Origin of the sequence: Bradyrhizobium sp. KB893862 SZCCT0404, assembly GCF_018130885.1 — a bacterium.
GTDB classification, from domain to species: domain Bacteria; phylum Pseudomonadota; class Alphaproteobacteria; order Rhizobiales; family Xanthobacteraceae; genus Bradyrhizobium; species Bradyrhizobium stylosanthis.
In genome coordinates this window covers 210,713-237,652 of the sequence record NZ_JAFCLT010000010.1, presented here as the reverse complement: position 1 = coordinate 237,652, position 26,940 = coordinate 210,713, and the positions used below count along the sequence as shown (strand labels likewise).

Sequence of the window (26,940 nt, the reverse complement as noted above, 5' to 3'; positions counted from 1 at the left end):
GCAGCATCACAGCCCCAGATACGCCTTGCGCACGTCCGGATTGCCCTTGATCTCGGCTGCCGGGCCCTGCATCAGCACGCGGCCGGTTTGCAGGATGTAGGCGCGGTCGGCGATCTCCAGGCACTCGGCCATGCGCTGCTCGACGATCAGCACGGTCATGCCGGCGTCGCGGATGCGCTTCACGGCCTGGAAGATCTCGTCGACCAGTTTCGGCATGATGCCCTGGGACGGCTCGTCGAGCATCAAGAGGCGCGGGCGCGTCATCAGCGCGCGGCCGATCGCCAGCATCTGCTGCTCGCCGCCGGACAGCGTCTCGGCGCGCTGCTCCAGGCGTTCGGACAGGCGCGGAAACAGGCTGAAGACGAGATCGAGCGGTTTCTCGCGTTCCGCTTCACCGCGGAAAAGATAGCTGCCGAGGCGAAGATTGTCGCGCACCGACAGGCGCGGAAACAGGCGGCGGTTCTCCGGGACATAGGCGATGCCGGTGGCGGTGATGTGGTGCTGCGCCATGCCGTCGAGGCGCTTGCCGTCGAACGTCACGGAGCCCGAGCGCGGACGCTCGGCACCGGCGATGGATTTCAGCAACGTCGACTTGCCCGCACCGTTGGCGCCGGCGACGCAGACGATCTCGCCCTTCTCGACCTCGATCGAGACCGCGGAGATCGCGACCAGGCCCTGATAGGCGGTGGTGACTTCACGCACCGACAGCATGACGATCTCCCAGATATGCCTTGATCACCTTGGGATCGCGGACGACGTCGGCGGGCTTGCCCTCGACCAGCACCTTGCCGAGATCGAGCACGATGGCGCGGTCGACCAGCGGCATCACGATCTCCATGACGTGCTCGACCATCAGCACGGTGATGCCGGCATCGCGCACCTTGCGCACCAGCGCGACACCGGTCTGCGCCTCGGTCGGCGTGAGGCCGGTGAGGACTTCGTCGAGCAGCAACAGCTTCGGCTCGGTCGCGAGCGCGCGGGCGACTTCGAGGCGGCGCTTCTCGGCCGGCACGAGATCGCTGGCGAGCACGTCGGCGCGGGCGGCAAGGCCGGTGAATTCCAGCACCTCATGCGCCTTGCGGCGCGCCTCGCGCATCACCGTGTTGCGCACCAGCGCGCCGACGATGACGTTGTCGATGACCTTCATGGTCTCGAAGCTCTTGACGACCTGGAAGGTGCGCCCCACCCCGCGCTGGCAGCGCGCGGCCGCCGGCAGATTGGTGACGTCCTCGCCGTCGAAGATGATCGAGCCTTGCGTCGGCGGCAGCACGCCGGCGATCAGGTTGAATAGCGTCGACTTGCCGGCGCCGTTCGGCCCGATCAGGCCGACAATCTCGCCGCGGCCGACCGAGATCGAGACGTCGCTGTTGGCGACGAGGCCGCCGAAGCGCTGCCAGACGCCGCGGGTTTCAAGCAGCGCGGTCATCGTGCGGCTCCCGTCTTCTTCGGGCGGGAGAACAGGCTGAGCAGTCCCCGCGGCAAGGCCAGCGAGATCATGACGATCAGCGTGCCGTAGACGATGAGGTCGACGCCACGCCCCGAGCCGCCGAACTTGAAGCGCGTCAGCTCGGTCAGCGGGATCAGGATGGCGGCGCCGAGCACCGGGCCCCACAGGGTGCCGATGCCGCCGAGCACGGCGGGCAGCGCCATCAGCAGCGAAAACTGGAAGCCCATGACACTTTCGGGATCGATGTAGGAGACGAACTGGGCATAGAAGCTGCCGCCGACGGCAACCAGGAAGGCGGAGACCGCAGCCGCGCCCATCTTGGAGTTGAACACGTCGACACCGAGGCTCTCGGCCGCCTCGGGATTGTCCTTGACCGCCCGCCACCAGAATCCCCATTTGGAGTTTTCCAGCCACCAGGTCACGAACCAGGCAAGGCAGCACAGCGCCAGTGCGAAATAGAAGTACGGCAGCTTGGTGCGCAGGAACTGGAATTTCAGCCAGCTGTCGCCGCGGATCGGAATGGTGATGCCCATCGCGGCGCCTGCCCATTCCCAGTTGTGGAACAGCAGCAGGCCGATCTCGGCGATAACGATGGTGGCGATCACGAAGTAATGGCCACGCAGGCGGAAGAAGGGATAGCCGAGCCCCATCGCGATCAGCGCCGACACCGCGCCGCCCGCCAGCATGCCGAACCAGGGCAGCACGCCGAACTTGGTGAACAGCAGCTCGGTGGTGTAGGCGCCGAGGCCGAAATAGAGCGCGTGGCCGAGCGAGATCTGCCCGCAATAGCCCGACAGGATGTTCCAGCTCTGCGACAGTCCCGCATACATCAGCGTCAGGATCATGATGTTCTGGACGACGACGTCCTTCACGAACAAGGGCGTCAGCGCCGCAATCGCGGCGAGCACCGCGGCGATGATGAGGTCGCGGCGGCGCCGCGCTGCAAAATCCTTGTCCATCAGATCGATCCGAACAGGCCGCGCGGCCGGATGAAAACGACCAGCAGATAGACCGCGTAGATGCCGACCGATTTCAGCGACGGCGGCAGCACCAGCGCGGTGACCGCTTCGACGAGACCGACGATGATGCCGCCGGCAAAGGCGCCGAACACGCTGCCGAAGCCGCCGAGCGCCACGGTGACGTAGGCGATCAAGGCAAAGGACGCGCCGACGTCAGGATAGATGTAGAAGAACACCGCCATGATCGCGCCGGCGAGGCCGACCAGCGCGGCGCCGAGGCCCCAGCCGAACGCGAACACGCGGTTCTTGTCGATGCCGACGAGCGCGACCGCGCCCGGATCTTCGCGGGTGGCTTCGATCGCACGGCCGAAGTCGGTGCGGTGGATGAAGAAATAGAGACCTACGAAGGCGAGGATCGAGACCAGCGCGCCGACCAGTTGCGGCTCCGGCAGGAAGATGCCGGCAATCGAGATGGTCTTGCCGCCGAGCCAGGACTGCGGAATGCTGCGATAATCAGGCGTGAAGAAGTACTGCGCGAGGCCGCGCATGACGATGGCGAGGCCGAAAGTGGTGAAGATCTGCACCATGCCGGCATTGGCCTTGGCCCGCATGGCGAAGCGCACAAGGAGCAGGTAGATCACCGCTCCGAAGACGAAGAGCGCCGCCGCGACCAGAGGCGCCGACAGCAAGGGGTCGATCGCGAAGAACGCGAACAGGAAGAAGGACAGGTACATCGCGATCATCAGGAACTCGCCATGGGCGAAGTTCGTGACGTCCATCAGGCCGAAGATCAGCGCGAGGCCGACTGCGATCAATCCGTAGAGCAGGCCCATGAGCAGGCCGCTCGCGAGACTCTGGATAATGGCTTGGGCTGTCAAAAGTCTGTCCCCCGAAATACGTCCTCATCCCGAGGAGCGCGCACGAGCGCGCGTCTCGAAGGATGGCCCAGCCCTCGTCCTTCGAGACGCGGGCTCCGCCCGCTCCTCAGGATGAGGGCGGGAGCTCCATCTGAGCTCCCGCGTCCCAGTCTTACTTCATCGGCCAGATCGCCTCGGCGATCGCGGCCTGCGGCGGGAAGATGGTGACGAACTTGCCGCCGACATATTGCAGCAGCACCGGATCGGCATCGTTGTTCTGGCCCGCCTCGTCGAACTTGACGCGCTTCCAGGGCATGATGGTCTGCTCGCCCGGGATGTCGGTCGCCGCGAGCGCATCGCGGATCTTCTCGCCGTCGGCCGACTTGGCGCGGCTGATGGCGTCGGCGAGGATGATCAGGCCCATGAACTGGCGCGAGGTGAGATCGTTGAAGTCCTTGCCCGAGCGCGCCTTGAACATCTCGTTGATCTTGCCGACCATCGGGCGCTTCTGCGCGAGGTCGAGCGAGAAGGTGCCGCGCGAGATCACGCCTTCGAGCTTGTCGCCGACGGCGTCATAGAGCGCCTTCTCGGAGAAGCCGGCGTCCTGCGCCACGATCGCGTTCGGCTTGTAGCCGAGCTCGGCCATGGTCTTGACCAGCAGGATGCCGTCGGTGGTGTAGCTCGAGGGCATCAGCACGTCGGCATTGGCGGTCTTGAGCTGCTGCACCTCGGCCGAGAGCGAGGGCGAGTTGGCGCGATACTTGATGTCGGTGACGATCTTGTAGCCGCGCTCGCCGGCGATCTTGGCCTGGGCATTGCCGGAGTCGGTGCCGAAGATGGTGTCCTCGTGGAACAGCGACAGCGTCTCGATCTTGGTGCCCTTCTTCTTCATGGCATCGAAGAAGTCGAACATCGCGGCCGAGTACATCTCGTCGTGCGGCGCGGCGCGGAAGTAATATTTGAGGCCGCGGCGATGCAGGCTCGGCGAGGAGTTGTCGGCAGAGACGAACGGGATCTGGTAGCGTTCGCAGATCTGGCTGACGGTGACGGCGACGGCGCTCTGATAGGTGCCGATGATCGCGGAGACCTTCTCCTGCGTGATCAGGCGCTCGGCTTCGGCGCGGCCCTTCTGCGGATCGGCCTGGTGATCGGCGAACACGAGGCGCACCTTGGCGCCGCCGAGCCCCGGCAGGCCTTCGCCCTTGGCCAGCGGCAGATCGAAGTCGGTGTCCTTGTTGATGACTTCGAGCGCGGTCTCATAGGCCTTCTGCGCGTCGACGCCCTGCTGCGCGCTGCCGCCGGAGAACGGATAGATCACGCCAATCACGACCTCGGTGGTCTGGGCGCGTGCAGCGAGCGGCACCAGCGCTGCTGTGGCGGTGGCACCCAGCAACACGTCGCGGCGAGAGATCGTCATGGCAAAGTCCTCTGTTACGGAATTCCGGCTGATCGAATGAAGCGATTGATGGATGCGGTAAAGCCCGAAGAAGCAGCAAACGCTGCCCACTAAATCACGGCCATGGTCCTGTTCTTCAGATCCGTCACCAGCATCAGGCCGGGCGAATGCGTGATCGCGAACGGGAGCTTTGCGGCGTTGATGACCGATTGCGGCGTCACGCCGCAGGCCCAGAACACCGGGATCTCGTCATCGGCAACCGGCACCGGGTCGCCGTAGTCGGGCTTGGCGATGTCCTTGATGCCGATGAGATGCGGATGGCCGAGATGCACGGGCGCGCCGTGCACGGCCGGATAACGCGAGGTGATCTGCACAGCGCGGATCGCATCGGCCGGCTTGAACGGGCGCATCGACACCACCATGGGACCGGCGAACGGGCCGGCCTCGCCGCACGCGATGTTGGTGCGGTACATCGGCACCCGCACGTCCTGCTCGATGTGGCGGATCGGCATGCCCTCGTCGAGCAGCGCCTCTTCGAAGGAGAACGAGCAGCCGAGCACGAAGGTCACGAGATCGTCGCGCCAATATTTCGTCACGTCGGTCGGCTCGTCGACGACTTCGCCGTCGCGCCAGACGCGGTAGCGCGGCACGTCGGTGCGGATGTCGAGATCGGCGCCAAGCGCGGGGATGTGCGGGCTGCCGACGTCGGACATGCCGATGATCGGGCACGGTTTCGGATTGAGCTGGCAGAAGCGGTGAAAGGCGCCGGCGTATTCCGCCGGCAGGATCGCGAGATTGCCCTGGACGAAGCCGGGGGCGACCCCGGCCGTGGAGCCCACCTTGCCGGCGCGATAATCGAGCCGGGCCTGGCGGCTCGAAAGCGTGTCGGGCGTTTCAGTTTGCTGCGCTGCCACCAAAACAGTCATCTGATTGACCTGCCTATAAACTCGACAAAGACAGCCAACACCAAGCGTGCTATAAAGTCTAATCTTCCTTTCTAATCGATATCGATAAATTGGTTTTATCGATCGGGAAAATCCTTCCAATGCTGGACTTCAGGTCGATCGAAACCTTCCTCTGGGTTGTGAAGCTCGGCAGCTTCCGCGGCGCCGCGGCACGGCTCAATACGACCCAGCCGGCGATCTCCCAGCGCATCGCCCAGCTCGAACGCGAGATGGGCGTCAAGCTGCTCAACCGGGATCATCGCGTCGCTTCGCCGACACCGAGCGGACGGCAGATGATGGTCTATGCGGAGAAGCTGATCGGCCTGCGCGCACAGATGATGGCTGAGATCGGCGACCGCTCCGCCATGCGCGGCGTGATGCGGCTCGGCGTCGCCGAGACCATCGTGCACACCTGGCTGCCGCGCCTCGTGAAGAGCGTGAACGAGATCTATCCGAACCTGTCGCTGGAGATCGAGGTCGACATCACGCCGAACCTCTCCGCGCGGCTGCTCGCGCAGGAGATCGAGCTTGCGTTCGTGGTGGGACCGCTGTCCGCCTCCGGCGTGCACAACCGCGTGCTTGCCGACTATCCGATCGGATTCCTCGCAAGTCCCTCGCTCGGCCTCGGCAAGGGTCCGGTGACGCCGGCCGAGCTGGCGCGGTTTCCGATCATCACCTTCCCGCGCAAGACCAAGCCTTACGAGGTCGTGCGCGAGGTGTTCGACCGGCCCGAGCTGCCGCCGATCCGGCTGCACGCTTCCGCGTCGCTGGCCACCGTCATCCACATGGCGGTCGAAGGCCTCGGCATCGCCGTGATCCCCGACGCCATCGTCGAGAACGAGCTCGCCGACGGGCGACTGCAACTGCTCGATACCGAGCTCGCCATCGCGCCGCTGACGTTCACGGCGAGCTGGCTCGCCTCCCCCGACGTCGTCGCCGTCGAGCGCGTCGCCGAGCTTGCACGGCAGATTGCGCAGAGCAGCCTCGCGGTTGACGCGCCCGCGCTGGCGGGTCATTGAAAAAGGGCCGGACTTTCTCCCGTCATTCCGGGGCGATGCGATAGCATCGAACCCGGAATCTCGAGATTCCGGGTTCGCCCTTCGGGCGCCCCGGAATGACAGCGACAAATGGAAAACGACCGCATGAGCCGAGCCGCCACCAACCTGCAAATCGATTCCGCCCGCCTCTGGGGCTCCATCCACGAGACCGCGCAATTCGGCGCGACGGCCAAGGGCGGCGTGCGACGGCTGACGCTGAGCAACGAAGACAAGCAGGTGCGCGACTGGTTCCGCAAGGCGTGCGAGGACGCCGGCCTCGAGGTGCACACGGACGCACTCGGCTCGCAGTTCGGCCTGCGCAAGGGCCGCGACATGTCGAAGCTGCCCGTCGGCATCGGCTCGCATCTCGACACCCAGCCGACCGGCGGCAAGTATGACGGCATCCTGGGAACGCTCGGCGCGCTGGAAGTGATCCGCACGCTGAACGACGCCGGGATCGAGACCGATGCGCCGATCTGCGTGGTCAACTGGACCAACGAGGAAGGCTCGCGCTTCGCACCGGCGATGATGGCCTCCGCCGCCTATGTCGGCGATTTCACCACCGACGACATCCTGTCGCGCAAGGATATCGACGGCACGACCGTCGGCCAGGCGCTCGACAGCATCGGCTATCGCGGCGACAAGCCGGTCGGCTTCCAGAAGCTCGGCTGCTTCGTCGAGCTGCACATCGAGCAGGGCCCGATCCTGGAGGCCGAGGGCAAGACCATCGGCGTGGTCGATTCCGGCCAGGGCGTACTCTGGTACGACGGCAAGATCTCCGGGTTCGAAAGTCATGCAGGCTCGACGCCGATGCCGCTGCGGCGCGATGCGCTGGCGACATTGTCCGAGATCGTGCTGGCAATGGAAGCCATTGCGAAGAAGCTCGGCCCCAACGCGGTCGGCACCATCGGCGAAGCCGTGATCACAAATCCCTCGCGCAACGTCATTCCCGGCGAGATCGCCTTCACCATGGACTGCCGCAGCGCCGACGGCGCGATCATGGACGCGCTCGATCGTGACCTGCGTGCCGCGATTGCCGAGATCGCCGCGCGCCGCAAGGTCGACGTGAAGGTCGATCTCGTCTGGCGCAAGCCGCCGACGCATTTCGATCCCAAGCTGATCGCAGCGGTCGAGAACGCCGCGAAGACGCTCGGCTATTCCTCCCGCCGCATCACCTCCGGCGCCGGCCACGATGCCTGCAACCTCAACACCGTCATCCCGGCGGCGATGGTGTTCGTGCCCTGCAAGGACGGCATCAGCCACAACGAGCTGGAGGATGCCACGCAGCCCGACTGCGCCGCGGGCACCAACGTGCTCATGCATACCGTGCTGGCGATCGCCGGCGTCGCATCCTGACCGGAGAAAGCCATGCGCGGAGTTTTCGTCGACGCCAACGAAGCCCTCGCCGTGATCATGGAGCGGCTGGAGAAATCCGGTGATCCCAAGGTGCGGATCCACCGGGATCCCGATATCAAGCCCGAGCAATATCCGGAGATTCTCGACGGCGCCGAGATCGCGATCGTCGATCACACCGCGCTGCCGACCGAGGTGGCGAAGAAGTGCACCGGGCTGAAGCACGTCGTGTTCCTCGGCACAGGCGCGCGCAGCTACATGAACCCGGAGGAGCTTGCCGAGCTCGGCATCTCCGTGCATCTGATCAAGGGCTATGGCGACACCGCCGTGGCGGAATCCGCGATCGCACTGATGTGGGCCTCGGCCCGCGTCATCGCGATGATGGACCGCGAGATGCGTGCCGGCAGCTGGCTGCGCGAAGACGGCATGCAGCTCACCGGCAAGACGCTCGGCCTGATCGGCTTCGGCGGCATCGCCGCCGAGGTCGCGCGCATCGCGTCCGGCTCGGGCATGAAGGTGATCGCCTGGAACCGCTCGCCGAAGAGCCACCCGAGTGTCGAGTTTACCGATCTGGACACGGTGCTGGCGAAGAGCGACGTCGTGTCGCTGCACCTGCTGCTCAACGACGAGACGCGCGGCATGATCACGCGCGAGAAGATCTTTGCGATGAAGCCCGGCGTCATCCTCGTCAACACCGCCCGCGCCGCGATCGTCGACGAAGCCGCCATGATCGACGCGCTGAAGTCGGGCCACATTCGCCACGCCGGCCTCGATGTCTTCAACATCGAGCCGCTGCCCGCGGATCACCCCCTGACGAAGATTCCGAACGTGACACTGTCGGCGCATTCGGCATTCCGGACGCCGGAAGCAAGCGAGAACCTGATTGAAGCGGCATGGATCCACTGCCGCCGGATCGTGAAAGGATAAGAGCAACAACAATGGCCGACTATCGCACCTTCAAGGCAGAGCCGCTCACCAACGCCATCCGCGCCATCGTCAAGGCCGGCGGCTCCTCGGACCGTGAAGCCGAGCTCGTCTCCACCAATCTCGTCGAAGCCAATCTCAAAGGCCACGACTCGCACGGCGTCGGCATGATCCCGCGCTACGCCCAGAGCGTCGTGAACGGCGGCCTCGCCGTGAACGCGCACGTCAAGACCGTGCTCGATACCGGCCCGCTTCTCACCCTCGACGGCGTCACCGGCTATGGCCAGGTGATCGGCCATGAAGCGATGGAGCTGGCGGCCGAGCGCGCCAAGAAAAACGGCGTGTGCCTCGTCGGCCTCTCCAACTCGCACCATATCGGCCGCATCGGCCACTGGGCCGAGCAGTGCATCGACCACGGCCTGGTCTCGATCCATTTCGTCAACGTGATCTCGCGCCCGATCGTGGCGCCCTGGGGCGGCAGCGATGCGCGCCACGGCACCAACCCGTTCTGCGTCGGCATTCCGCGCCGGGGCAAGGATCCGATCGTGCTCGACTTCGCCACCAGCCGGATCGCGCAAGGCAAGACCCGCGTCGCCCACAACAAGAGCGTCGAGCTCGAGCCCGGCACCATCATCGACAATGAAGGCAAGCCGACCACCAATCCGCGCTACACCGTGATCCCGCCGCACGGCGCCATCCTGCCGTTCGGCGAGCACAAGGGCTCGGGGCTCGCGCTGGTGTGCGAGATCCTCGGCGGCGCGCTCTCCGGCGGGCAGGTGGTCAAGGGTCCGTCCGACGGCAAGTACAACGTCCTCAACGGCATGCTCTCGATCGTCATCGATCCGGGCAAGCTCGGCACCGGCGAAAACCTCGCGGGCGAGGTCGAGAGTTTTGTGGCCTGGCATACCGGCTCGCCTCCCGGTCCGGGCGTAGAGAAGGTCAAGATCGCGGGCGAGCCCGAGCGCGAGACCAAGAAGAAGCGCCTCGCCGAAGGCATTCCGGTCGATCCGACCACCTGGCAGGAGATTCTCGAGGCGGGGAAGAAGTTCGGGCTGGATCAGGCGGCGATCGAGAAGATCGCGGGCTGATCGATAGCTCCCGGCGCGACTGTACAATCGCGCACGGGAGTCTGGACTACGGCGAAACATCAGCGCACCCGCGGGACGGATTTGAACCGGCCCGCGTTGTCTTGCGACAACGCGGATATCCCGGTCCACACCGCCTCAGAGGTTCACATGTTCTCCCGTCTCGCAAAGCTCGTCTCCGGCTCCAGCGCGCTGCCCCAGGCCGTCGACCTCTACCGTCATCGGCTCGACGTCTATGAGAGCGAGCTTGGCGAGACCGAGTACAGCTTCCCCGACATCGCCGAGCGCCGCATCGACATCCACGCCTTCGGTCGCGATTTCGTGCCGGTGTGCCAGGAGGGATCCGACGAAGGCTACGTGCTCCTGACCAACGGCATGAGCGAGCAGCGGATGCCGGGAGTACGTGGAGATGCCAAGCACCGCGCCGAGCTGATGTGGTACGTCCGCAAGCCGACGCCGGATGTCTGCGACAATCTGCGCTGGCTCGCCAATTTACCGTTCATCGACACGACCTGGTTCGGCTTCGGCCATCGAGTCGCGCTGCCGAGGCCGCCGGTGGCGGGCACGGACTTCCAGACATTCCTGTTTCTGACGCCGGTCATCGGCCCCGACAAGGAGATCGCCGAGGCGCTGGAGATCGCGGGCGATCCCGTGGAGATCCTGACCGTGAACCTGATCTCGCATCAGGAGCTCGCGCTGATCAAATCCAGGGGGCTCGATCCGTTTCTCGACCTGCTCGATGACAATGACTATCCGCCGATCTTCGATCCGGCACGGAAGTCGTATGTGTAATCGTGGGGTGGGTTAGCCGGAGGCGTAACCCACCACTGTTCGCATCCGCAGAGACAGAAGAGGTGGGTTACGCCGGCGGCTGCGCTTCGCGCAGTCGCCAGCTAACCCACCCTACGCAGCGTTTGCTCCTCCTCAATCCACCATATCCGCGACCGCCTTGCCGCAGGCGGTGGTGTCGGCGTTGCCGCCGAGATCCTTGGTGCGCAGCGTGCGTTCGGCGAGCGTGCGCTCGATCGCATCGACGATCGACTTGCCGGCTTCCTTCTCGCCGAGATGCTCGAGCATCATCGCACCCGACCAGATCGCGCCGATCGGGTTGGCGATGCCCTGCCCCGCGATATCAGGCGCCGAGCCGTGCACCGGCTCGAACACCGATGGGAAATCGCCCTCGGGGTTGATGTTGCCCGACGGCGCGATGCCGATGGTGCCGGTGCAGGCCGGGCCGAGGTCGGAGAGGATGTCGCCGAACAGGTTCGAGCCGACCACGACGTCGAACCAGTCCGGATGCAGCACGAAGTTCGCCGTCAGGATGTCGATGTGGTACTTGTCCCACTTCACACCCGGAAACTTCTTGGCCATCGCCTCCACGCGCTCGTCCCAATAGGGCATGGTGATGGAGATGCCGTTCGACTTGGTCGCCGAGGTCAGGTGCTTCTTCGGCCGCGACTGTGCGAGCTCGAAGGCGAACTTCAGGATGCGATCGACACCGGTGCGGGTCATCACGGTCTGCTGGGTGACGAACTCGCGGTCGGTGTCCGGGAACATGCGGCCGCCGACCGAGGAATATTCACCTTCGGTGTTCTCGCGCACCACCCAGAAATCGATGTCGCCGGGCTTGCGGTTCGCGAGCGGCGACGGCACGCCGGGCATCAACCGCACCGGACGCAAATTCACATACTGGTCGAACTCGCGGCGAAACTTGATCAGCGAGCCCCACAGCGAGACGTGATCCGGAATCTTGGCCGGCCAGCCCACGGCGCCGAAATAGATCGCGTCGTGCTTGCCGATCTTGTCCTTCCAGTCATCGGGCATCATCTGGCCGTGCTTCTCGTAATAGTCCCATGACGAGAAGTCGAAATGGTCGAAATGCACGGAGACGCCATGCTTCTTCGCCGCCGCCTCCAGGACGCGCAGGCCCTCCGGCATGACTTCCTTGCCGATGCCGTCGCCGGGAATGACCGCGATCCGATATTGTTTCTTGCTCATCGAGAACGTCCTTGGTTGGTCCGGCAGCCGCCGCGCTTTGATCGCACTGCAATGGACCAAAGTCGCGGGCAGCGCAACGCTGCACTGCAATGTTGACCATGGCGCGGCCGAGCGCCTACTGATTTGATCCTGTTCCTGTCCTGCGAGTACTCCCCATGGATCTGCATCTGCGTGGCAAGCGCGTCCTGATCACCGGCGCGTCCAAGGGCATTGGCGCAGCCGCCGCCGAGGCGTTCGCCGAGGAAGGCGCGCACCTCCTGCTGGCGGCCCGGAACGGCGATCAGCTCAAGGCACTGGCCGACCGGTTGCGCTCCGCGCACCAGATCGACGCAGCGACCAGCGTGGTCGATCTGCGCAATGCCGCGGATCTGGCGCGCCTTGCCAAGGAAGCCGCCGATATCGACGTGCTCGTCAACAATGCCGGCGACATCCCCGGCGGCTCGATCGACAAGATCGACGAGGCGACCTGGCGGCACGCCTGGGAATTGAAGGTGTTCGGCTATATCAACCTGACGCGGCAGATCTACGCGCAGATGAAGGCCAGAGGCGGCGGCGTGATCGTCAACGACATCGGCGCGGCCGGCGAGAAGTTCGACGCCAACTATGTCTGCGGCAGTGCCGGCAATGCCGCGCTGATGGCCTTTACCCGCGCGCTCGGCGGCAAGAGCCTCGGCGACAACATCCGCGTGGTCGGCATCAACCCCGGTCCGGTCGGCACCGACCGTCACGTCACCCTGCTCAAGACCCGGGCAAAGCACCAGTTCGGCGACGAGAGCCGCTACAAGGAATTCCAGAAGGGCCTGCCGCTCGGCCGCCCCGCCCATGCGCGCGAGATCGGCGATCTCATGGCGTTCCTCGCCTCGGATCGTGCCGGCTATACGTCGGGTGTCATCTATACGGTGGATGGCGGCATCAGCGCGGGTTGGGGTTAACTCTATCTGCGTCATTGCGAGCACAGCGAAGCAATCCAGCAGTGCATCTTTGGGCAACAGTCTGGATTGCTTCGCTGCGCGCGCAATGACGATTGAATAAGCACGGGAGTAAAATATTGTCTCAGGACCTGATCCGCGAAACCGCCTGCACCGTCGTCGACAAGCTGCGCTCCGGCGACGTTTCGCCGCTCGAGCTGCTGGATGTGGTGGAGAAGCGCGTCAAGGAGGTCGACGGCAAGGTCAACGCGCTGCCGACGCTGTGCTTTGACCGGGCGCGGGATAGCGCGAAGGCGCTGATGCAGAAGCCGGCCGGCGCGCGCGGCCTGCTCGCGGGCCTGCCGCTGCCGATCAAGGACCTGACCGACGTCGCGGGCGTCCTGAACACGCAGGGCTCGCCCATCTTCAGGGACAATATCCCCTCGAAGTCCGACCTCATGGTCGAGAACCTCGAGGCCAACGGCGCGGTGGTCTACGCCAAGTCGAACACGCCGGAGTTCGGCGCGGGTGCCAACACCTTCAACGAGGTGTTCGGCGCGACGCTCAATCCCTGGGACACGACGAAATCGGCTGCGGGCTCGTCGGGCGGCGCGGCCGTGGCGCTCGCAACCGGCATGGCCTGGCTGGCGCAGGGCTCCGACATGGGCGGCTCCTTGCGCAGCCCTGCGGCATTCTGCGGCGTCGTCGGCATGCGGCCGAGCATCGGCCGCGTTGCACATACCCCGAAGTCGGGCATCGACCGCAATCTCGGCGTGGTCGGCCCGATGGCGCGCAACGTCGAGGATCTCGCGCTGCTGCTGGATGCCATGAGCGGCGACTATGCGGACGATCCGCTGTCGCTGCCGGCCCCCTTAACCTCGTTCCTGTCGGCGGCACAGGCGGGCAAGAAGCCGAAGCGCATCGCCTATTCGCCCGATCTCGGCATCACGCCTGTTGATCCCGAGGTGAAGGCCATCACGCGCAAGGCCGCGGAACGCTTCGCGGAGGCCGGCGTCATCGTGGAGGAGGCGCATCCGGACTGGCGCGAGGCGCATGAATGCTTCCACGTGCTGCGCGCCTTCGATTTCGCGATCACCAAGGCCAATCTGCTGCGCACCAAGCGCGACCTGCTCAAGCCCGAGGTGATCTGGAACATCGAGGAGGGCCTCAAGCTCACGGTCGATCAGTTCGCGCGCGCCCAGGCGCAGCGCGTTGGCATGACCGCCCGCGCGGTCGAATTCTTCAGGACATACGACCTGCTGCTGACGCCGACCACGATCGTGCCGCCGTTCCCGATCGAGAACCGCTATGTCGCCGAATGCGCGGGCAAGCGGTTCGAGAACTACGTCGAATGGCTTGGCATCGTCTACGCCATCACGCTCGCGTGCTGCCCATCGCTGTCGCTGCCGTGCGGGTTCACGGCGTCGGGCCTGCCGGTCGGTGTGCAGGTGGTCGGCGCGCCGCGCGCGGACGCGCAGGTGCTCGCCGGCGCGAAGGTGCTGGAAGATATATTGAACCTCCGCGGCACGACGCCGATCGATCCGAAGGTGAAGGCATAAAGCGGGGCCGCATCGGCGGGGACTTCACGCCTTCGCCGATGCCGGCATTTCCGCCGTCGATCACCTCAGCGCGGTCACCAGGGTCTCGGCGCCCTGGGAGCTACTAATCGTTCACCTTCGGGCCGCCGTGGTACTGATGCGCATCGTAGCCCGCGTCCTCCGACATGGCCGCGTAGCCCATTGAGCCCGGATGGACCTGCGACATCCCGGCAGCGGATTCCGAAGCGACATAGGGATGGTGCACCTCGCGGGCTGAGGCGGCGGAGCAAAGCGCGACCAGGACGGCCGACGCGGCGAGAACAGACTTCATCATGATTCGACGTGCCTCTTGTTGAGTGCCACCAGCAAGATAGAGGTGGATCTCGCAACGTAGGATTCCCAGTCGAAATCCCGTGTCGCGTTATAGGCACGGCATAAAGAGTTCGTGTTCCCTAGGTTACCTCGAAGCGGTGCTCGCCTCGAGACTGCGGCTGTAGCGCGACATCGCGAAGCAAAAGACGAAATAGATCGCCGCGACGAAGATATAGACCTCCACCGAGAACTGCTGCCACGCCGGATCGATGATCGCGGTCTTGGCCGTCGTCAGGAGATCGAAGATGCCGATGATCAGGACGAGGCTGGTGTCCTTGAAGAAGGCGATGAAGGTGTTGACCAGCGGCGGGATGACGTGGCGGATCGCCTGCGGCAGGACGATCAGCCGGTGCTTGCGCCAGTAGGACAGGCCCAGCGCGTCGGCCGCCTCGTATTGCCCGCGCGGCACGGCCTGGAGACCGCCGCGGATGACCTCGGCGAGGTAAGCGCCCGCGAACAGGATGATCGCGATCTGCGCGCGCAGGAGCTTGTCGATGTTGAACCCGGCGGGCATGAACAACGGAAACATCACGCTCGCCATGAACAGCAGGCTGACCAGCGGCACGCCGCGGATCAGCTCGACATAGAGCACGCTGAGCGAGCGGATCGCCGGCAGCTTCGAGCGCCGGCCGAGCGCCACGAGGATGCCGAGCGGGAAGCCGAACGCCAATCCGAACGTCGCCAGGATCAGCGTCACCGGCAGGCCGCCCCAACGATCCTGCGAGACGAAGGAGAGCCCGAAGACGCCGCCCCACATCAGCACGCTGATCAGCGCCAGCGCGCCGATCCAGAGATAGACGAGTTCGCGCCGCCACAGGGCGCGACGGGTCGAGAGAAAATACAGCGCGATGAACAGCAGCACCGACAGCGCCGGCCGCCACTGCTCGTCGAACGGATAGGTGCCGAACAGGATGAAGCGGTATTTCTCGGGAATGATGGCCCAGCAGGCGCCGACGCCGCGCGCCGCGCGGCAGGCGCTGGAGTCGTTGGCCGGCGTCAGCCAGACCGCATTTGCGATGCCCCATTGCACGAAGCTGAAGACGCCCTTGGCGAGCAGCGCCACCAGCACCACCGTGAGGATGCCGTTCGGGATCGACGAGAACAGGTTCTGGCGCAGCCAGCGCAGCACCGGATTGCCAGCCTGCGGCCGGCGGGCGGCGCGGGGTGCATCGGGGATGTCGGTGATCGCGGTCATGCTCAGCGCTCCACCAGCGCGATGCGCGCATTGAACCAGTTCATGAAGAAGCTGATGGAAAGGCTGATGGTGAGGAACACAGCCATGATCAGCGCGATGGCCTCGATCGCCTGCCCGGTCTGGTTCAGCGTGGTGTTGGCGACCGAGACCACGTCCTGGTAGCCGATCGCGACCGCGAGCGAGGAGTTCTTCGTCAGGTTGAGATACTGGCTCGTCATCGGCGGCACGATCACGCGCAGCGCCTGCGGCAGGATGATCTGCCGCAGCATGAAGCTGCGGCGCAGGCCGAGCGCGTTGGCGGCATCCCACTGGCCGCGCGGCACGGACTGGATGCCGCTGCGCACGATCTCGGCGATGAAGGCCGAGGTGTAGGTCACGAGCGCGATCAGCAGCGCGAAATATTCCGGCGCCAGCGTCAGGCCGCCGACGAAGTTGAAGCCGCGCAGCTCCGGCCATTCGATCGTCCAGGAGACGCCGAGCACCAGCGAGACCGCCGCCGGCAGCGCGACGACGAGACCGAGCGCGAACGGCCAGGCCGGCCGCGGCCTGCCGTCGCGCATCTGCTGGGCGATCAGCCATCGCCGGATGACATAGAACGCAACCAGGCCCAGCGCGGCTGTGCCGAGCACCCAGAGCTGCGCCGTCCCGAACGGGATCGCCGGCAGGATCAGGCCGCGATTGGAGAGGAACACGCCCTCAAGCGGCCGCCATGCCGCGCGCGCGGCCGGCAAAGCCTGCATCAGCACGTACCAGAACAGCAATTGAAGCAGCAGCGGAATGTCGCGCAGCGTCTCGACATAGACCGCGGCGAGCCGCGACAGCAGCCAGTTGGCCGACAGCCGGGAGATGCCGACCAGCGTGCCCAGGATGGTCGCGAGCACGATGCCGATCACCGCGACGCGCAGGGTGTTGGCGATGCCGACGACGAAGGCCCACAGGTAGGTGTCCCGCGGACTATAGGCGAGCAGGCTGTCGGCAATGGGCATGCCGGCCTCGCGGCCGAGGAAGGCGAAGCCGGTGGTGATGCGGCGGGCCGACAGATTGGTGACGGTGTTGGACCAGAGGAAGGCCACGACGCCGACCGCGATCCCGACCACGAGCACCTGCCAGAACAGGCCCTTCAGCTCGCGGGGGCCCCATGCACCGAACAGGCTGCGGCGCGGCGGCGGTCTCGGCGTGTCCGTGGTCACAGCACAAAAATCCTTCTCGAAGGCAACGATTTCCGGCAGCGGCACGTCAACTGTTGCACCAATCTGAAAAGCGTGCAACAAATGTTTCATGGCCGAGCCCGCGAAATCCTCGCCGCTGAGCGAACTGCGCATCGCATTGCCATCGCTCCCCCTGCGCCTGCAGGAGGTCGGCCGCTTCGTCGCCGCCAATGATTACGACGCCACCACCCGTTCGATGCGCGATCTCGCGGCCGAGGCCGGCGCCGATCCCGCCGCGTTCACGCGCCTCGCCAAGGCGATCGGCTATTCCGGCTGGGACGCGCTGCGTGCCGCGCTGACGGAAGCGCGACGGCCGTCGCAGACCTCGCCCTTCTCCGCCAGGGCGAAGAGCCGGCGACATGGTCCCAATGCCGATGTCGCACTGGTCATCGACAAGCTCGAGGCCGAGGCCGCCGGCCTGCCGCGCATTCCGGCGCAACCGATTGCGGAGGCCGCCCGCGCCCTTCACGACGCCAAGCGGGTCTGGATCGCGGGCTATCGGAGCTGCCGCAGCGTCGCCGAGCTGTTGAATTACGAGCTGCGGCTGTTCCGCCCCGAGCAGGTGCAGCTCGTCGGCGCATCCGGTCCCGATGATCTCGATCTCGGCGCGTTCCGTACCGACGAAGCCGTCATCGTCGTCGGCTTCCTGCCTTACACACATGCGAGCGTTCGCGTCGCGCAGGCCGCTCATCGCAGCGGCGCAACGCTGATCGCGATCGCCGACAGCCTCTCGGCGCCGATGGCCGAGGGCGCCGACCATGTGCTGCTGTTCGAGGCTGCCTCCTCCCCCGGCTTCTTCCCCAGTCTCACCGGCGCGATCGCGATCGCGCAATCGCTCGCCGCGGTCACGTTCTCGCTCGGCGGCGTCGCCGCCAAGAAGCGTCTGGAACATACCGAGGCGCGACTGACTGCTGCCTCCACCTACGTCTCGGAGAAAGGTTGACCCATGAGCACTCGCACCAGCCGCGTGCTGCACCGCTCGCTGCGCGAAACGCCGCCCAAGGCGATCGGCGGCGAAGGCGTCTATCTGTTCGCGGAGGACGGCCGCCGTGTGATCGACGCCTCCGGCGGCGCCGCGGTCTCCTGCCTCGGCCACCAGCATCCGCGCGTGATCGCGGCGATGGCCAAGCAGGCCTCGACGCTCGCCTACGCCCACACCGCCTTCTTCTCGTCGGAGCCGGCCGAGGCGCTGGCCGAGAGGCTGGTCGGGCATGAGCCCGGCGGTCTCGCCTACGCCTATTTCGTCAGCGGCGGGTCGGAAGCCATCGAAGCCAGCATCAAGCTGGCGCGGCAATATTTCATCGAGCGCGGCGAACCGCAGCGGCAGCATTTCATCGCGCGGCGGCAGAGCTACCACGGCAATACGCTCGGGGCGCTCGCCGCCGGCGGCAACGCCTGGCGGCGCGCGCCTTATGCGCCGCTGCTCTCGGCCGCGTTCAGCCATGTGACCCCGGCCTTTGCCTATCACGAGAAGCACGACGACGAATCCGATGCGCAGTTCGTTGCACGGCTCGCCGCCGAGCTCGAAGCCGAGTTTCAGCGGCTTGGCCCCGGCACTGTCGCGGCATTCCTGGCCGAGCCCGTGGTCGGCGCCACCGCCGGTGCGGTGACCGCGCCCGACGGCTACTTCAAGGCCGTGCGCGAGATCTGCGACCGGCATGGTGCGCTGCTCATCCTCGACGAGGTCATGAGCGGCATGGGCCGCACCGGCACCACGCACGCCTGGGAGCAGGAGGGCGTCGCCCCGGATATCCAGGCGATCGCAAAAGGTCTCGGCGGCGGCTACCAGCCGATCGGCGCGATGCTCGCGAGCGGGAAAATCATCGACACCATCCGCTCGGGCTCGGGCGCATTCCAGCACGGCCATACTTATCTCGCACATCCCCTCGCCTGCGCGGCTGCGCTGGCGGTGCAGGACGTGATCCGCGACGATAATCTGCTCGCGCAGGTCAAAGCCCGCGGCAAGCAGCTCGAGCAGCGCCTGACCGAGCGCTTCGGCAACCACCGCCATGTCGGCGACATCAGGGGCCGTGGACTGTTCTGGGCGATCGAGCTGGTCGCCGATCGCGCCAGCCGCACCTCGTTCGATCCGGCGCTCAAGCTGCACCAGAAGATCAAGGCCGAAGCCTTTGCCAACGGGCTCGGCTGCTATCCCGGCGGCGGCACCGTGGACGGTGTTCGCGGCGACCACGTCCTGCTGGCGCCGCCCTATATCGCGTCAGCGGATGAGATCGACCAGATCGTCGACAAGCTCGGCACGGCCGTCGACAACGTGTTGCGTAGTGTCAATCACTGAGGGGAGAGTAGTATGAGGAAAGTGGCTATCGCAGCGGGCGTGCTCGCAGCATCGACGGTGATCGCGTCGGCGGCGACGCTCGACACGGTGAAGAGCCGCGGCACGCTGGTGTGCGGCGTCAGCGCCGGCTTCGCCGGCTTCTCCGCGCCGGACTCGCAAGGCAATTACAAGGGCCTCGACGTCGACTATTGCCGCGCGCTCGCCGCCGGCGTGCTCGGCGACGCCAGCAAGGTGCGCTACGTCTCGCTGACGGCGCAGAACCGCTTCACCGCGCTGCAGTCGGGCGAGATCGACGTGCTCTACCGCAACTCGACGCAGACCTATTTGCGCGGCGTCACGCTCGGCCTGCGGCAGGGGCCGGTCAACTTCTACGACGGCCAGGGCTTCGTGGTGAAGAAGGACCTCGGCGTGAAGGAGCTGAAGGACCTCAAGGGCGCCACCGTCTGCGTCGCGCAAGGCACGACGCACGAAGTCACGCTCGGCGATTACGGCCGCGCCAACGGTATCGACTGGAAGCCGCTGGTGTTCGACCGCGTCGACACCATGTACCAGACCTTCTTCGGCGGCCGCTGCGATGCAATGACCCAGGATGCCTCCGCGCTCGCCGGCGCCGTCACAACCGCCGCGCCGAACCCGGCCGACTACGTCGTGCTGCCGCAGACCATCAGCAAGGAGCCGCTCGGCCCCTTCACCCGCAACGGCGACGAGGTCTGGAGCGACATCATCACCTGGCTGCATTACGGCCTGATCGAGGCCGAGGAGCTCGGCGTGACGCAAGCCAATGTCGATGAGATGTCGAAGTCGCAGACCCCCGCCATCCAGCGCCTGCTGGGCGCCACGGGCGACCTCGGCTCGCGGCTCGGGCTCGACAACAAATGGCTGGTCACGGCGATCAAGGCCACCGGCAATTACGGCGAGATCTACGAGCGCAATGTCGGCAAGGCGAGCCCGCTCAAGCTCGATCGCGGCCTCAATGGCCTCTGGAGCAAGGGCGGCTTGATGTACGCCATTCCGTTCAAGTAAACGTCTTGCGTGTCCCGGACGCGCTGCAGCGTCCCGGCGATGCAGAGCATCGTCCGGAGCGCTGCCGCGCAGAGCCGGGACCCAGTCATCGCGAATGGGCCCCGGCTCTGCAGCGCAATACTCCGCATTGCGCTGCGTCCGGGGCACGAGACCTCTCAGGTAATCATCTTCAATGACGACGCCCCCTCGCATCGCCCTCATCCACGCCCTCAAGCACTCCATCGCCCCGATCGAGGCGGCGTTCGCCAAGGCGTGGCCGGAAGCGCGGCTGATGAACCTGCTCGACGACAGCCTGTCGGCGGATCTGGCGCGCGACGGCACGCTCAACGATGCCATGACCGAGCGCTTCCTCGCGCTTGGCGACTACGCGGCGGCGACGGGGGCGAACGCGATCCTGTTCACCTGCTCGGCGTTCGGCCCCTGCATCGAGGCGGTCGCACGCGCGCACGCGCCGATGCCGGTGCTGAAGCCGAACGAAGCCATGATCGAGCGCGCGGTGACGATGGGCAAGCGGATCGGCCTGCTCTCGACCTTCCCGCCGACGCTGGTCTCGATGCCGCCGGAGTTTCCCTCCTCCGTCCAGGTGGTGCCGAAGCTCGCTGAAGGCGCGCTGGCGGCGCTCGACCGCGGTGACCGCGCCACGCACGACCGGCTGATCGCGGAAGCCTCGCGCGACTTGCGCGATTGCGACGTCATTGCGCTGGCGCAGTTCAGCATCGCGGCGGCGGCGCCGCTGGTCGCGGAGGCCACCGGCCGTCCGGTCGTGACCACTCCCGATAGTGCTGTCGAGAAGCTGATGAGACTACTGAAGGCGAAGGCCTAGGCGCCCGCCTTCGTCCGGCGCCGCGCGTTCTTGATGGCGAGTGCAAGCGCAGCCTTGGTCTCGCTCACAAAATCCTCGACCAGCTCCTCGCGCGTCGCATGTGCCGGTTCACCGGTGAACATGCCCTGCTCGGCCAGCATCACCACGCCATGCATCGCCGCCCAGATCTTGAGCGCCTGCCGTTCGCGCAAATAGCCGACCGCCGGTGCTTCCAGGGCTTCGACCACGAGCCCGAACGTCTCGCGCGTCGCCTCGTGCAGCTCGCTGCCCTTGGCCGCGCAGGAGACGGTGCGCGAGGCGAACATCAGGCGGTAGATGCCGTTGCGACGCAGGCCGAAATCGAGCGTCGCCTGCGCCAGCCGCGACAGCTTTGATTGCTTCGACGGCTTTGCCATCGCTTCGCGCAGGATGGCACTGAGCTGGCGGAACGCCTCCGCCGTCACCGCCGTCAGCAAGGCGTCCCGATCCGCGAAGTGCCGGTACGGTGCCGGCTGCGAGACACCGAGCTGCTTTGCCAGTGCCTTGATGCTGATCGCTTCCGCTCCGCCCTGCTCCGCCTCACGCAGTGCGGCCTTGATCAGGGCGTCGCGGAGATCGCCATGATGGTAAGTGTTCTCGGACTTGCGGGCGAGTTGTGAACGCATGTTACGGCGAAGCCTATAAGTTTGCGCTTGACAGGGGAAGCCCGACGCGAATGTAATAGCATATAACTTAAAGTGCAGCGGCACGTGCCGCCGATAAAACTGACATGAGGAACGCGGGGCGCCTTCGTGCTCGCGCGCACGACCAGGGAAGCCGCAATGGCAGAGCGACTGAAGGTTCACGTCGATCCCGACAAATGCCAGGGCCACGCGCGCTGCAAGGCGCTGGCGCCGGAGCTGTTCGAGCTCGACGAATACGGCAACGCCCGCGAAGCCGGCGACGGCACGGTCCCGCCGGGGCTCGAGGACAAGGCCTGGCTTGCCAAATCCAACTGTCCGGAAATCGCTATCGACGTGATCGAGGAGTAGCGCGGCCGCTGTCCGCCCCGCTTCAGCCAACACGAGCCCCGAGGGATTTTCCTGAGATGTCCGACGTCAGCCAGCCTGTCGCCCATCCGCCCGTCACCGACTGGGTCAACGATTTCGACCACACCGATCCGCAGTGGACGGACGATCCCTTCCCGATCTGGGACGAGCTGCGTGCCGCAAGCCCGGTCGTGCACACCGAGCGATTCCTCGGCTGCTATATGCCCACGACCTACGAGGCCGTGCGCGAAATCGCCAACGACACCGAGCATTTCTCCTCGCGGCGGATCATCGTCCGCGACGTGCGGCCGGAGGTTGCCAGAAACGCCGCCCCGCCGATCACCTCCGATCCGCCCGTGCACAAGCCGGCCAAGCAGTTGCTGCTGCCGCCGTTCACGCCGGATGCGATGAAGAAGCTGGAACCGCGGATGCGCGCGATCTGCAACGAGCTGATCGACGGGTTCATCGCCGACGGCAAGGTCGACGCCGCCGCGCGCTACAGCAAATACATCCCGGTCCAGGCCATCGCCCACATGCTCGGCATTCCCGAGTCCGACAGCGATCTCTTCATCAACTGGATCCATATGATCCTGGAGCTCGGCATCAAGGACGAGAACATGCTGCTCCAGGCGGTGCACGAGATGAGCGACTATTTCAGGACGCATATCGAAGAGCGCAAGACGAAGCCGACCGACGACCTGATCTCCTACCTGATGAACGCCAAGGACAAGGAGGGCAACCCGCTCGAGGATTCGCACGTGCTGGGCTCGCTGCGCCTCCTCCTGATCGCCGGCATCGACACCACCTGGAGCGCGATCGGCTCCTCGCTCTGGCATCTGGCCAGAACGCCGGCCGACCGCGAGCGGTTGATTGCCGAGCCCAGGCTGATCCCGGTCGCCGTGGAGGAGCTGCTGCGGGCCTATTCGCCGGTGACCATGGCCCGCGAGGTGGTCAAGGAGACCACGATCTCGGGCTGCCCGGTCAAGGCGGGCAACATGGTGCTGCTGTCCTTCCCGGCCGCCAACCGCGACCCGAAGATGTTTCCCGAAGCTGACAAAGTCGTGATCGACCGCCGGGAGAACCGCCATGCCGCCTTCGGCCTCGGCATTCACCGCTGCGTCGGTTCCAACCTTGCGCGCATGGAGATGCAGGTTGCGCTGGAGGAATGGCTGAAGCGAATCCCGGATTTCCGCCTTGATCCGGCAGGCACCGTGACCTGGTCGCAAGGCACCGTGAGAGGCCCCCGGCAGTTGCCATTTCTGCTGGGAAAGGCGATGTAGGCCTTTCCAAGACCAGCGGAAGAGAGGCCGGACGTGACTGAGCAAGCAATCAAACCGGCCTCCGACCACATCGACATTGCCGACGCCGAGCGCCGGATCAAGGCGATCCTGATCGGCTCGATTGGCAATCTCGTCGAGTGGTACGACTTTTACGCGTATACGGCTTTCGCACTCTATTTCGCGCCGGCGTTCTTCCCCGGCAACGATCCCGTCGTCCAGCAATTGAACGTTGCCGTGGTATTCGCGGCGACCTTCCTGATGCGCCCCCTGGGCGGCTGGTTCTTCGGCTATCTCGCCGACCATTTCGGCCGGCGCATCTCGCTGACGTTGTCCGTCGTCTTCATGTGCTTCGGCTCGCTGATCATCGCGCTGACGCCGACCTATGCCACGATCGGCTTTGCCGCGCCGGTGATCCTGGCGCTGGCCCGCGTGATCGAGGGCCTGAGCCTCGGCGGCGAATACGGCGCCAGCGCCACCTATCTGAGCGAGGTCGCCGATCCCAAGCATCGCGGCTTCTACTCGAGCTTCCAGTACGTCACGCTGATCGGCGGCCAGCTCACCGCCATCATCGTGCTGCTGCTCCTGCAAAAGGTCTTCCTCACGCCGGAGGAGCTGAAGGCCTGGGGCTGGCGCATCCCGTTCGCGATCGGCGCTGCGCTCGCAATCTTCGCCGCGGTGATGCGGCGCAATCTGCACGAGACCGAGGCCTTCGAAGAAGCCAAGAAGGTGGTGAAGCCGACCGGCTCGATCACCAACCTGCTGCGCTATCCGCGCGAGCTCTTGCTGGTCGTCGGCCTCACCGCCGGCGGCACCGCCGCGTTCTACACCTTCACCACCTACATGCAGACCTTCGTCAAGCTCTCGGTCGGCCTGACCGAGGACCAGACCACCTTCGTGATCTTCGGCACGCTGATCTTCGCGACCATCCTGCAGCCGATCTACGGCGCCATCTCCGACAGGATCGGGCGCAAGCCGCTGCTGATCTTCTTCGGTGTCGCCGGCACGCTTGCGACCGTGCCGCTGCTGATGACCCTGAAGGAGACCAAGTCGCCCTTCATGGCGTTCATCCTGATCTGCTGTGCCTGGCTGTTCGTCGCCGGCTACACCTCGATCAACGCGGTGGTGAAGGCCGAGCTGTTCCCGACCAATGTCCGCGCGCTCGGCGTCGGCCTGCCCTACGCGATCACGGTCTCGATCTTCGGCGGAACCGCGCCCGCGATTGCGCTCTACTTCAAGACCATCGGGCATGAGGAATGGTTCTATTACTATCTCGCCGGCGTCATCTTCCTGTCGCTGATCATCTATTCCACCATGCGCGACACCAAGCACGCCTCCGCAATGCATCGCCACGAGTAGCTCATCACGAGTAGCCTATGGCCGACGACGACCAGCCGCCGCCCGACAGCAAGCTGACGCGCACCAAGGAGAAATGGGCGCGCGAGGGCCGCTTTCTCACCGGCAGGATCACGCGTTCCGAAGACCAGCGCCTGCCGCCCGGCCAGCACCTGACCAAGGACTGGCCGGTGCTCGATCTCGGGGTCATGCCGCCGGTGTCGCGGGAGCGCTGGCGGCTCGACGTCTACGGCGCGGTCGACAATCCCGTGTTCTGGACTTATCCCGAATTCGCCGCGCAGAGGCAGGAGCAGTTCACCTCCGACATCCACTGCGTGACGACCTGGTCGCGCTACGACAATCTTTGGGAAGGCCTCTCGACGCGCGAGCTGCTCGCCGTCTGCCAGCCGCGCGAGGACGCGCGCTTCGTCGTGCTGCATTCCTACGACGGCTACACCACCAACCTCGCGCTGGAGGACTTCGCCGCCGAGGACGCCCTGCTCGCCCATAGCTGGTCGGGCCAGCCGCTGACGGAGGAGCACGGCGGCCCGGTGCGGCTGGTCGTCCCGCATCTCTATTTCTGGAAGAGCGCGAAATGGCTCCAGGCCATTGAATTCCTCACCGAGGACGCGCCGGGCTTCTGGGAAGTCCGCGGCTATCACAACCGCGGCGATCCCTGGGCCGAGCAGCGCTATTCAGGCGATTAGGTTCGAACAAGCAACGGGGGAAGCCCATGCCGACGGAACGCTTTCAATTCACCGGCGAAGGCGGCCATCAGCTCGCAGCCGCGCTGGAGCTGCCGGACGGCGAGCCCGCGGCTTTCGCGCTGTTTGCGCATTGCTTCACCTGCGGCAAGGACACGCTGGCGGCCAAGCGCATCTCGGTCGCCCTCGCCGCCAGGGGCATCGCGGTGCTGCGCTTCGACTTCACCGGGCTCGGTTCCAGCGAGGGTGAGTTCGCCAATTCGACCTTCTCGTCGAACGTCGCCGATCTCGTCCGTGCGGCGGATCATCTGCGCAGCGTCCGCAAGGCGCCATCACTTCTGATCGGCCACAGCCTTGGCGGCGCCGCGATGCTCGCTGCAGCCGGGCAAATTCCCGAGGCCAGGGCGGTCGCGACCATTGCCGCGCCGTCCGATCCCGCCCATGTCACCGGCTTGTTCAGGGAGCATCTCGACAACATCCGCGCACAAGGCGAGGTCGAGGTTTCGCTGGCCGGCCGCCCGTTCCGGATCAGGCGCGAATTCCTCGATGATATCGCCGAGCACGAGTTGATGAAGGACATCACCGGCCTGCACAAGGCGCTGCTGGTCATGCAGTCCCCCGTCGACGACACCGTCGGCATCGACAATGCGACCAGGATTTTCGTTGCGGCAAAACACCCCAAGAGCTTCGTCTCGCTCGACCACGCCGATCATCTCCTGACCAAGCCGGCCGACGCGCTCTACGCGGCCGACGTGATCACCGCCTGGGCGAGCCGTTACATCGAGATGGCAAAGCCCGCAAAAGCAATGGATCTGCCCGAAGAGCCGCGGAAGGTCGTGGTGCAGGAGACCCGCAAGAGCAAGTTCAACCAGATCATCACCGTCGGCCCGCATCATATGGTGGCGGACGAACCGAAAGCTGCCGGCGGCGAGGATGCCGGCCCCGGTCCCTATGATTTCCTGCTTGCAGGCCTCGGTGCCTGCACCTCCATGACCATGCGTCTTTATGCCGACCGCAAATCGCTGCCGCTCGATCGTGTCACGGTCACGCTGAAGCACTCCAAGATCTACGCCAAGGACTGCGCGGAGTGCGAGACGCGCGAGGGCATGCTCGACCAGATCGAACGCGACATCGCGATGGAGGGCGCCCTCGATGCCGAACAGCGCAAGAAACTGATGGAGATCGCCGACAAGTGCCCGGTGCACCGTACGCTGACATCGGAGATCCGCATCGTGACGAAGGCCGTCGACTAGC

The 26,940-nt window shown here is 65.6% G+C and carries 27 protein-coding genes; 16 read left to right on the top strand and 11 right to left on the bottom strand.

The window, feature by feature from the left end; translation table 11 throughout:
* Positions 1 to 6 precede the first annotated feature (6 nt).
* From JQ617_RS32935 to JQ617_RS32910, 6 genes are all read right to left on the bottom strand, one after another.
* Positions 7 to 711, bottom strand: a complete 705-nt coding sequence (locus JQ617_RS32935; RefSeq protein WP_145663667.1) for an ABC transporter ATP-binding protein — start codon at positions 709 to 711, stop codon at positions 7 to 9.
* Positions 695 to 1,426, bottom strand: a complete 732-nt coding sequence (locus JQ617_RS32930) for an ABC transporter ATP-binding protein (protein ID WP_212030009.1) — start codon at positions 1,424 to 1,426, stop codon at positions 695 to 697. The genes JQ617_RS32935 and JQ617_RS32930 overlap by 17 nt, the downstream gene beginning before the upstream one ends.
* Positions 1,423 to 2,406 (bottom strand): branched-chain amino acid ABC transporter permease, encoded by a 984-nt coding sequence (locus JQ617_RS32925; protein ID WP_212030008.1) that lies wholly within the window; start codon positions 2,404 to 2,406, stop codon positions 1,423 to 1,425. The genes JQ617_RS32930 and JQ617_RS32925 overlap by 4 nt, the downstream gene beginning before the upstream one ends.
* Positions 2,406 to 3,239, bottom strand: coding sequence for a branched-chain amino acid ABC transporter permease (locus tag JQ617_RS32920; RefSeq protein WP_232995254.1), 834 nt, complete (start codon positions 3,237 to 3,239; stop codon positions 2,406 to 2,408). The genes JQ617_RS32925 and JQ617_RS32920 overlap by 1 nt, the downstream gene beginning before the upstream one ends.
* Before the next feature lie 196 nt (positions 3,240 to 3,435).
* Positions 3,436 to 4,680, bottom strand: coding sequence for an ABC transporter substrate-binding protein (locus JQ617_RS32915; protein WP_212030007.1), 1,245 nt, complete (start codon positions 4,678 to 4,680; stop codon positions 3,436 to 3,438).
* Between the two features lie 89 nt (positions 4,681 to 4,769).
* Positions 4,770 to 5,585: a putative hydro-lyase gene (locus JQ617_RS32910; protein WP_212030006.1), complete on the bottom strand. Its 816-nt coding sequence runs from the start codon at positions 5,583 to 5,585 to the stop codon at positions 4,770 to 4,772.
* A gap of 119 nt (positions 5,586 to 5,704) precedes the next feature.
* Here JQ617_RS32910 and JQ617_RS32905 point away from each other — a divergent pair, with 119 nt between their 5' ends.
* From JQ617_RS32905 to JQ617_RS32885, 5 genes are all read left to right on the top strand, one after another.
* Positions 5,705 to 6,622, top strand: a complete 918-nt coding sequence (locus JQ617_RS32905) for a LysR family transcriptional regulator (protein ID WP_212030005.1) — start codon at positions 5,705 to 5,707, stop codon at positions 6,620 to 6,622.
* Positions 6,623 to 6,745: 123 nt separating this feature from the next.
* Positions 6,746 to 7,996, top strand: a complete 1,251-nt coding sequence (locus JQ617_RS32900) for a Zn-dependent hydrolase (protein WP_212030004.1) — start codon at positions 6,746 to 6,748, stop codon at positions 7,994 to 7,996.
* A gap of 12 nt (positions 7,997 to 8,008) precedes the next feature.
* Complete coding sequence (locus JQ617_RS32895; protein WP_212030003.1) at positions 8,009 to 8,920, top strand: NAD(P)-dependent oxidoreductase; 912 nt, start codon at positions 8,009 to 8,011, stop codon at positions 8,918 to 8,920.
* A gap of 11 nt (positions 8,921 to 8,931) precedes the next feature.
* Complete coding sequence (locus JQ617_RS32890) at positions 8,932 to 10,005, top strand: malate/lactate/ureidoglycolate dehydrogenase (RefSeq protein ID WP_212030002.1); 1,074 nt, start codon at positions 8,932 to 8,934, stop codon at positions 10,003 to 10,005.
* A gap of 147 nt (positions 10,006 to 10,152) precedes the next feature.
* Positions 10,153 to 10,794, top strand: a complete 642-nt coding sequence (locus JQ617_RS32885; RefSeq protein WP_212030001.1) for a suppressor of fused domain protein — start codon at positions 10,153 to 10,155, stop codon at positions 10,792 to 10,794.
* A 132-nt stretch (positions 10,795 to 10,926) separates the two neighbouring features.
* On the opposite strand, the gene JQ617_RS32880 is transcribed toward JQ617_RS32885, so the two are convergent.
* The gene (locus JQ617_RS32880; RefSeq protein ID WP_212030000.1) at positions 10,927 to 12,000 is read right to left on the bottom strand and encodes a tartrate dehydrogenase; all 1,074 of its coding nucleotides are present in this window, start codon (positions 11,998 to 12,000) and stop codon (positions 10,927 to 10,929) included.
* Between the two features lie 155 nt (positions 12,001 to 12,155).
* On the opposite strand from JQ617_RS32880, the gene JQ617_RS32875 reads away from it, so the two are divergent.
* Both JQ617_RS32875 and JQ617_RS32870 read left to right on the top strand, forming a co-directional pair.
* Entirely contained in the window at positions 12,156 to 12,932 is a 777-nt protein-coding gene (locus JQ617_RS32875) for an SDR family oxidoreductase (RefSeq protein WP_212029999.1), read from the top strand.
* A 116-nt stretch (positions 12,933 to 13,048) separates the two neighbouring features.
* Entirely contained in the window at positions 13,049 to 14,467 is a 1,419-nt protein-coding gene (locus JQ617_RS32870; protein WP_212029998.1) for an amidase, read from the top strand.
* A gap of 103 nt (positions 14,468 to 14,570) precedes the next feature.
* Here the strand turns inward: JQ617_RS32870 and JQ617_RS32865 are convergent, their stop codons facing one another.
* The 3 genes from JQ617_RS32865 to JQ617_RS32855 form a co-directional block, all read right to left on the bottom strand.
* The gene (locus JQ617_RS32865; protein WP_212029997.1) at positions 14,571 to 14,780 is read right to left on the bottom strand and encodes a hypothetical protein; all 210 of its coding nucleotides are present in this window, start codon (positions 14,778 to 14,780) and stop codon (positions 14,571 to 14,573) included.
* A gap of 123 nt (positions 14,781 to 14,903) precedes the next feature.
* Positions 14,904 to 16,013, bottom strand: coding sequence for an amino acid ABC transporter permease (locus JQ617_RS32860; protein ID WP_212029996.1), 1,110 nt, complete (start codon positions 16,011 to 16,013; stop codon positions 14,904 to 14,906).
* A 2-nt stretch (positions 16,014 to 16,015) separates the two neighbouring features.
* Complete coding sequence (locus tag JQ617_RS32855; RefSeq protein WP_212029995.1) at positions 16,016 to 17,203, bottom strand: amino acid ABC transporter permease; 1,188 nt, start codon at positions 17,201 to 17,203, stop codon at positions 16,016 to 16,018.
* Positions 17,204 to 17,291: 88 nt separating this feature from the next.
* Between JQ617_RS32855 and JQ617_RS32850 the strand changes: the two genes are divergently transcribed.
* The 4 genes from JQ617_RS32850 (at position 17,292) to JQ617_RS32835 (ending at position 21,363) form a co-directional block, all read left to right on the top strand.
* Positions 17,292 to 18,164 (top strand): MurR/RpiR family transcriptional regulator, encoded by an 873-nt coding sequence (locus JQ617_RS32850; protein ID WP_212029994.1) that lies wholly within the window; start codon positions 17,292 to 17,294, stop codon positions 18,162 to 18,164.
* Positions 18,165 to 18,167: 3 nt separating this feature from the next.
* Positions 18,168 to 19,517 carry an aspartate aminotransferase family protein gene (locus tag JQ617_RS32845; RefSeq protein ID WP_212029993.1) on the top strand — a complete coding sequence of 450 codons (1,350 nt, stop codon included), beginning with the start codon at positions 18,168 to 18,170 and terminating at the stop codon, positions 19,515 to 19,517.
* A gap of 12 nt (positions 19,518 to 19,529) precedes the next feature.
* Positions 19,530 to 20,540, top strand: coding sequence for an amino acid ABC transporter substrate-binding protein (locus JQ617_RS32840; RefSeq protein ID WP_212029992.1), 1,011 nt, complete (start codon positions 19,530 to 19,532; stop codon positions 20,538 to 20,540).
* A 172-nt stretch (positions 20,541 to 20,712) separates the two neighbouring features.
* Entirely contained in the window at positions 20,713 to 21,363 is a 651-nt protein-coding gene (locus JQ617_RS32835) for an aspartate/glutamate racemase family protein (RefSeq protein ID WP_212029991.1), read from the top strand.
* On the opposite strand, the gene JQ617_RS32830 is transcribed toward JQ617_RS32835, so the two are convergent.
* On the bottom strand, positions 21,360 to 22,007 hold the full coding sequence (locus tag JQ617_RS32830; protein ID WP_063691224.1) for a TetR/AcrR family transcriptional regulator: 648 nt from the start codon (positions 22,005 to 22,007) through the stop codon (positions 21,360 to 21,362). The two genes, JQ617_RS32835 and JQ617_RS32830, sit on opposite strands and share 4 nt — an antisense overlap.
* Positions 22,008 to 22,163: 156 nt before the next feature.
* Between JQ617_RS32830 and JQ617_RS32825 the strand changes: the two genes are divergently transcribed.
* The 5 genes from JQ617_RS32825 to JQ617_RS32805 are packed head-to-tail and all read left to right on the top strand — an operon-like array spanning position 22,164 to position 26,939.
* Entirely contained in the window at positions 22,164 to 22,373 is a 210-nt protein-coding gene (locus JQ617_RS32825) for a ferredoxin (protein WP_063691226.1), read from the top strand.
* 56 nt (positions 22,374 to 22,429) lie between these two features.
* Positions 22,430 to 23,650, top strand: a complete 1,221-nt coding sequence (locus JQ617_RS32820; RefSeq protein WP_212029990.1) for a cytochrome P450 — start codon at positions 22,430 to 22,432, stop codon at positions 23,648 to 23,650.
* Between the two features lie 33 nt (positions 23,651 to 23,683).
* On the top strand, positions 23,684 to 25,006 hold the full coding sequence (locus JQ617_RS32815) for an MFS transporter (protein WP_212029989.1): 1,323 nt from the start codon (positions 23,684 to 23,686) through the stop codon (positions 25,004 to 25,006).
* 17 nt (positions 25,007 to 25,023) lie between these two features.
* The gene (locus JQ617_RS32810) at positions 25,024 to 25,689 is read left to right on the top strand and encodes a sulfite oxidase-like oxidoreductase (RefSeq protein WP_212029988.1); all 666 of its coding nucleotides are present in this window, start codon (positions 25,024 to 25,026) and stop codon (positions 25,687 to 25,689) included.
* 26 nt (positions 25,690 to 25,715) lie between these two features.
* Entirely contained in the window at positions 25,716 to 26,939 is a 1,224-nt protein-coding gene (locus tag JQ617_RS32805; protein ID WP_212029987.1) for a bifunctional alpha/beta hydrolase/OsmC family protein, read from the top strand.
* Position 26,940 lies beyond the last annotated feature (1 nt).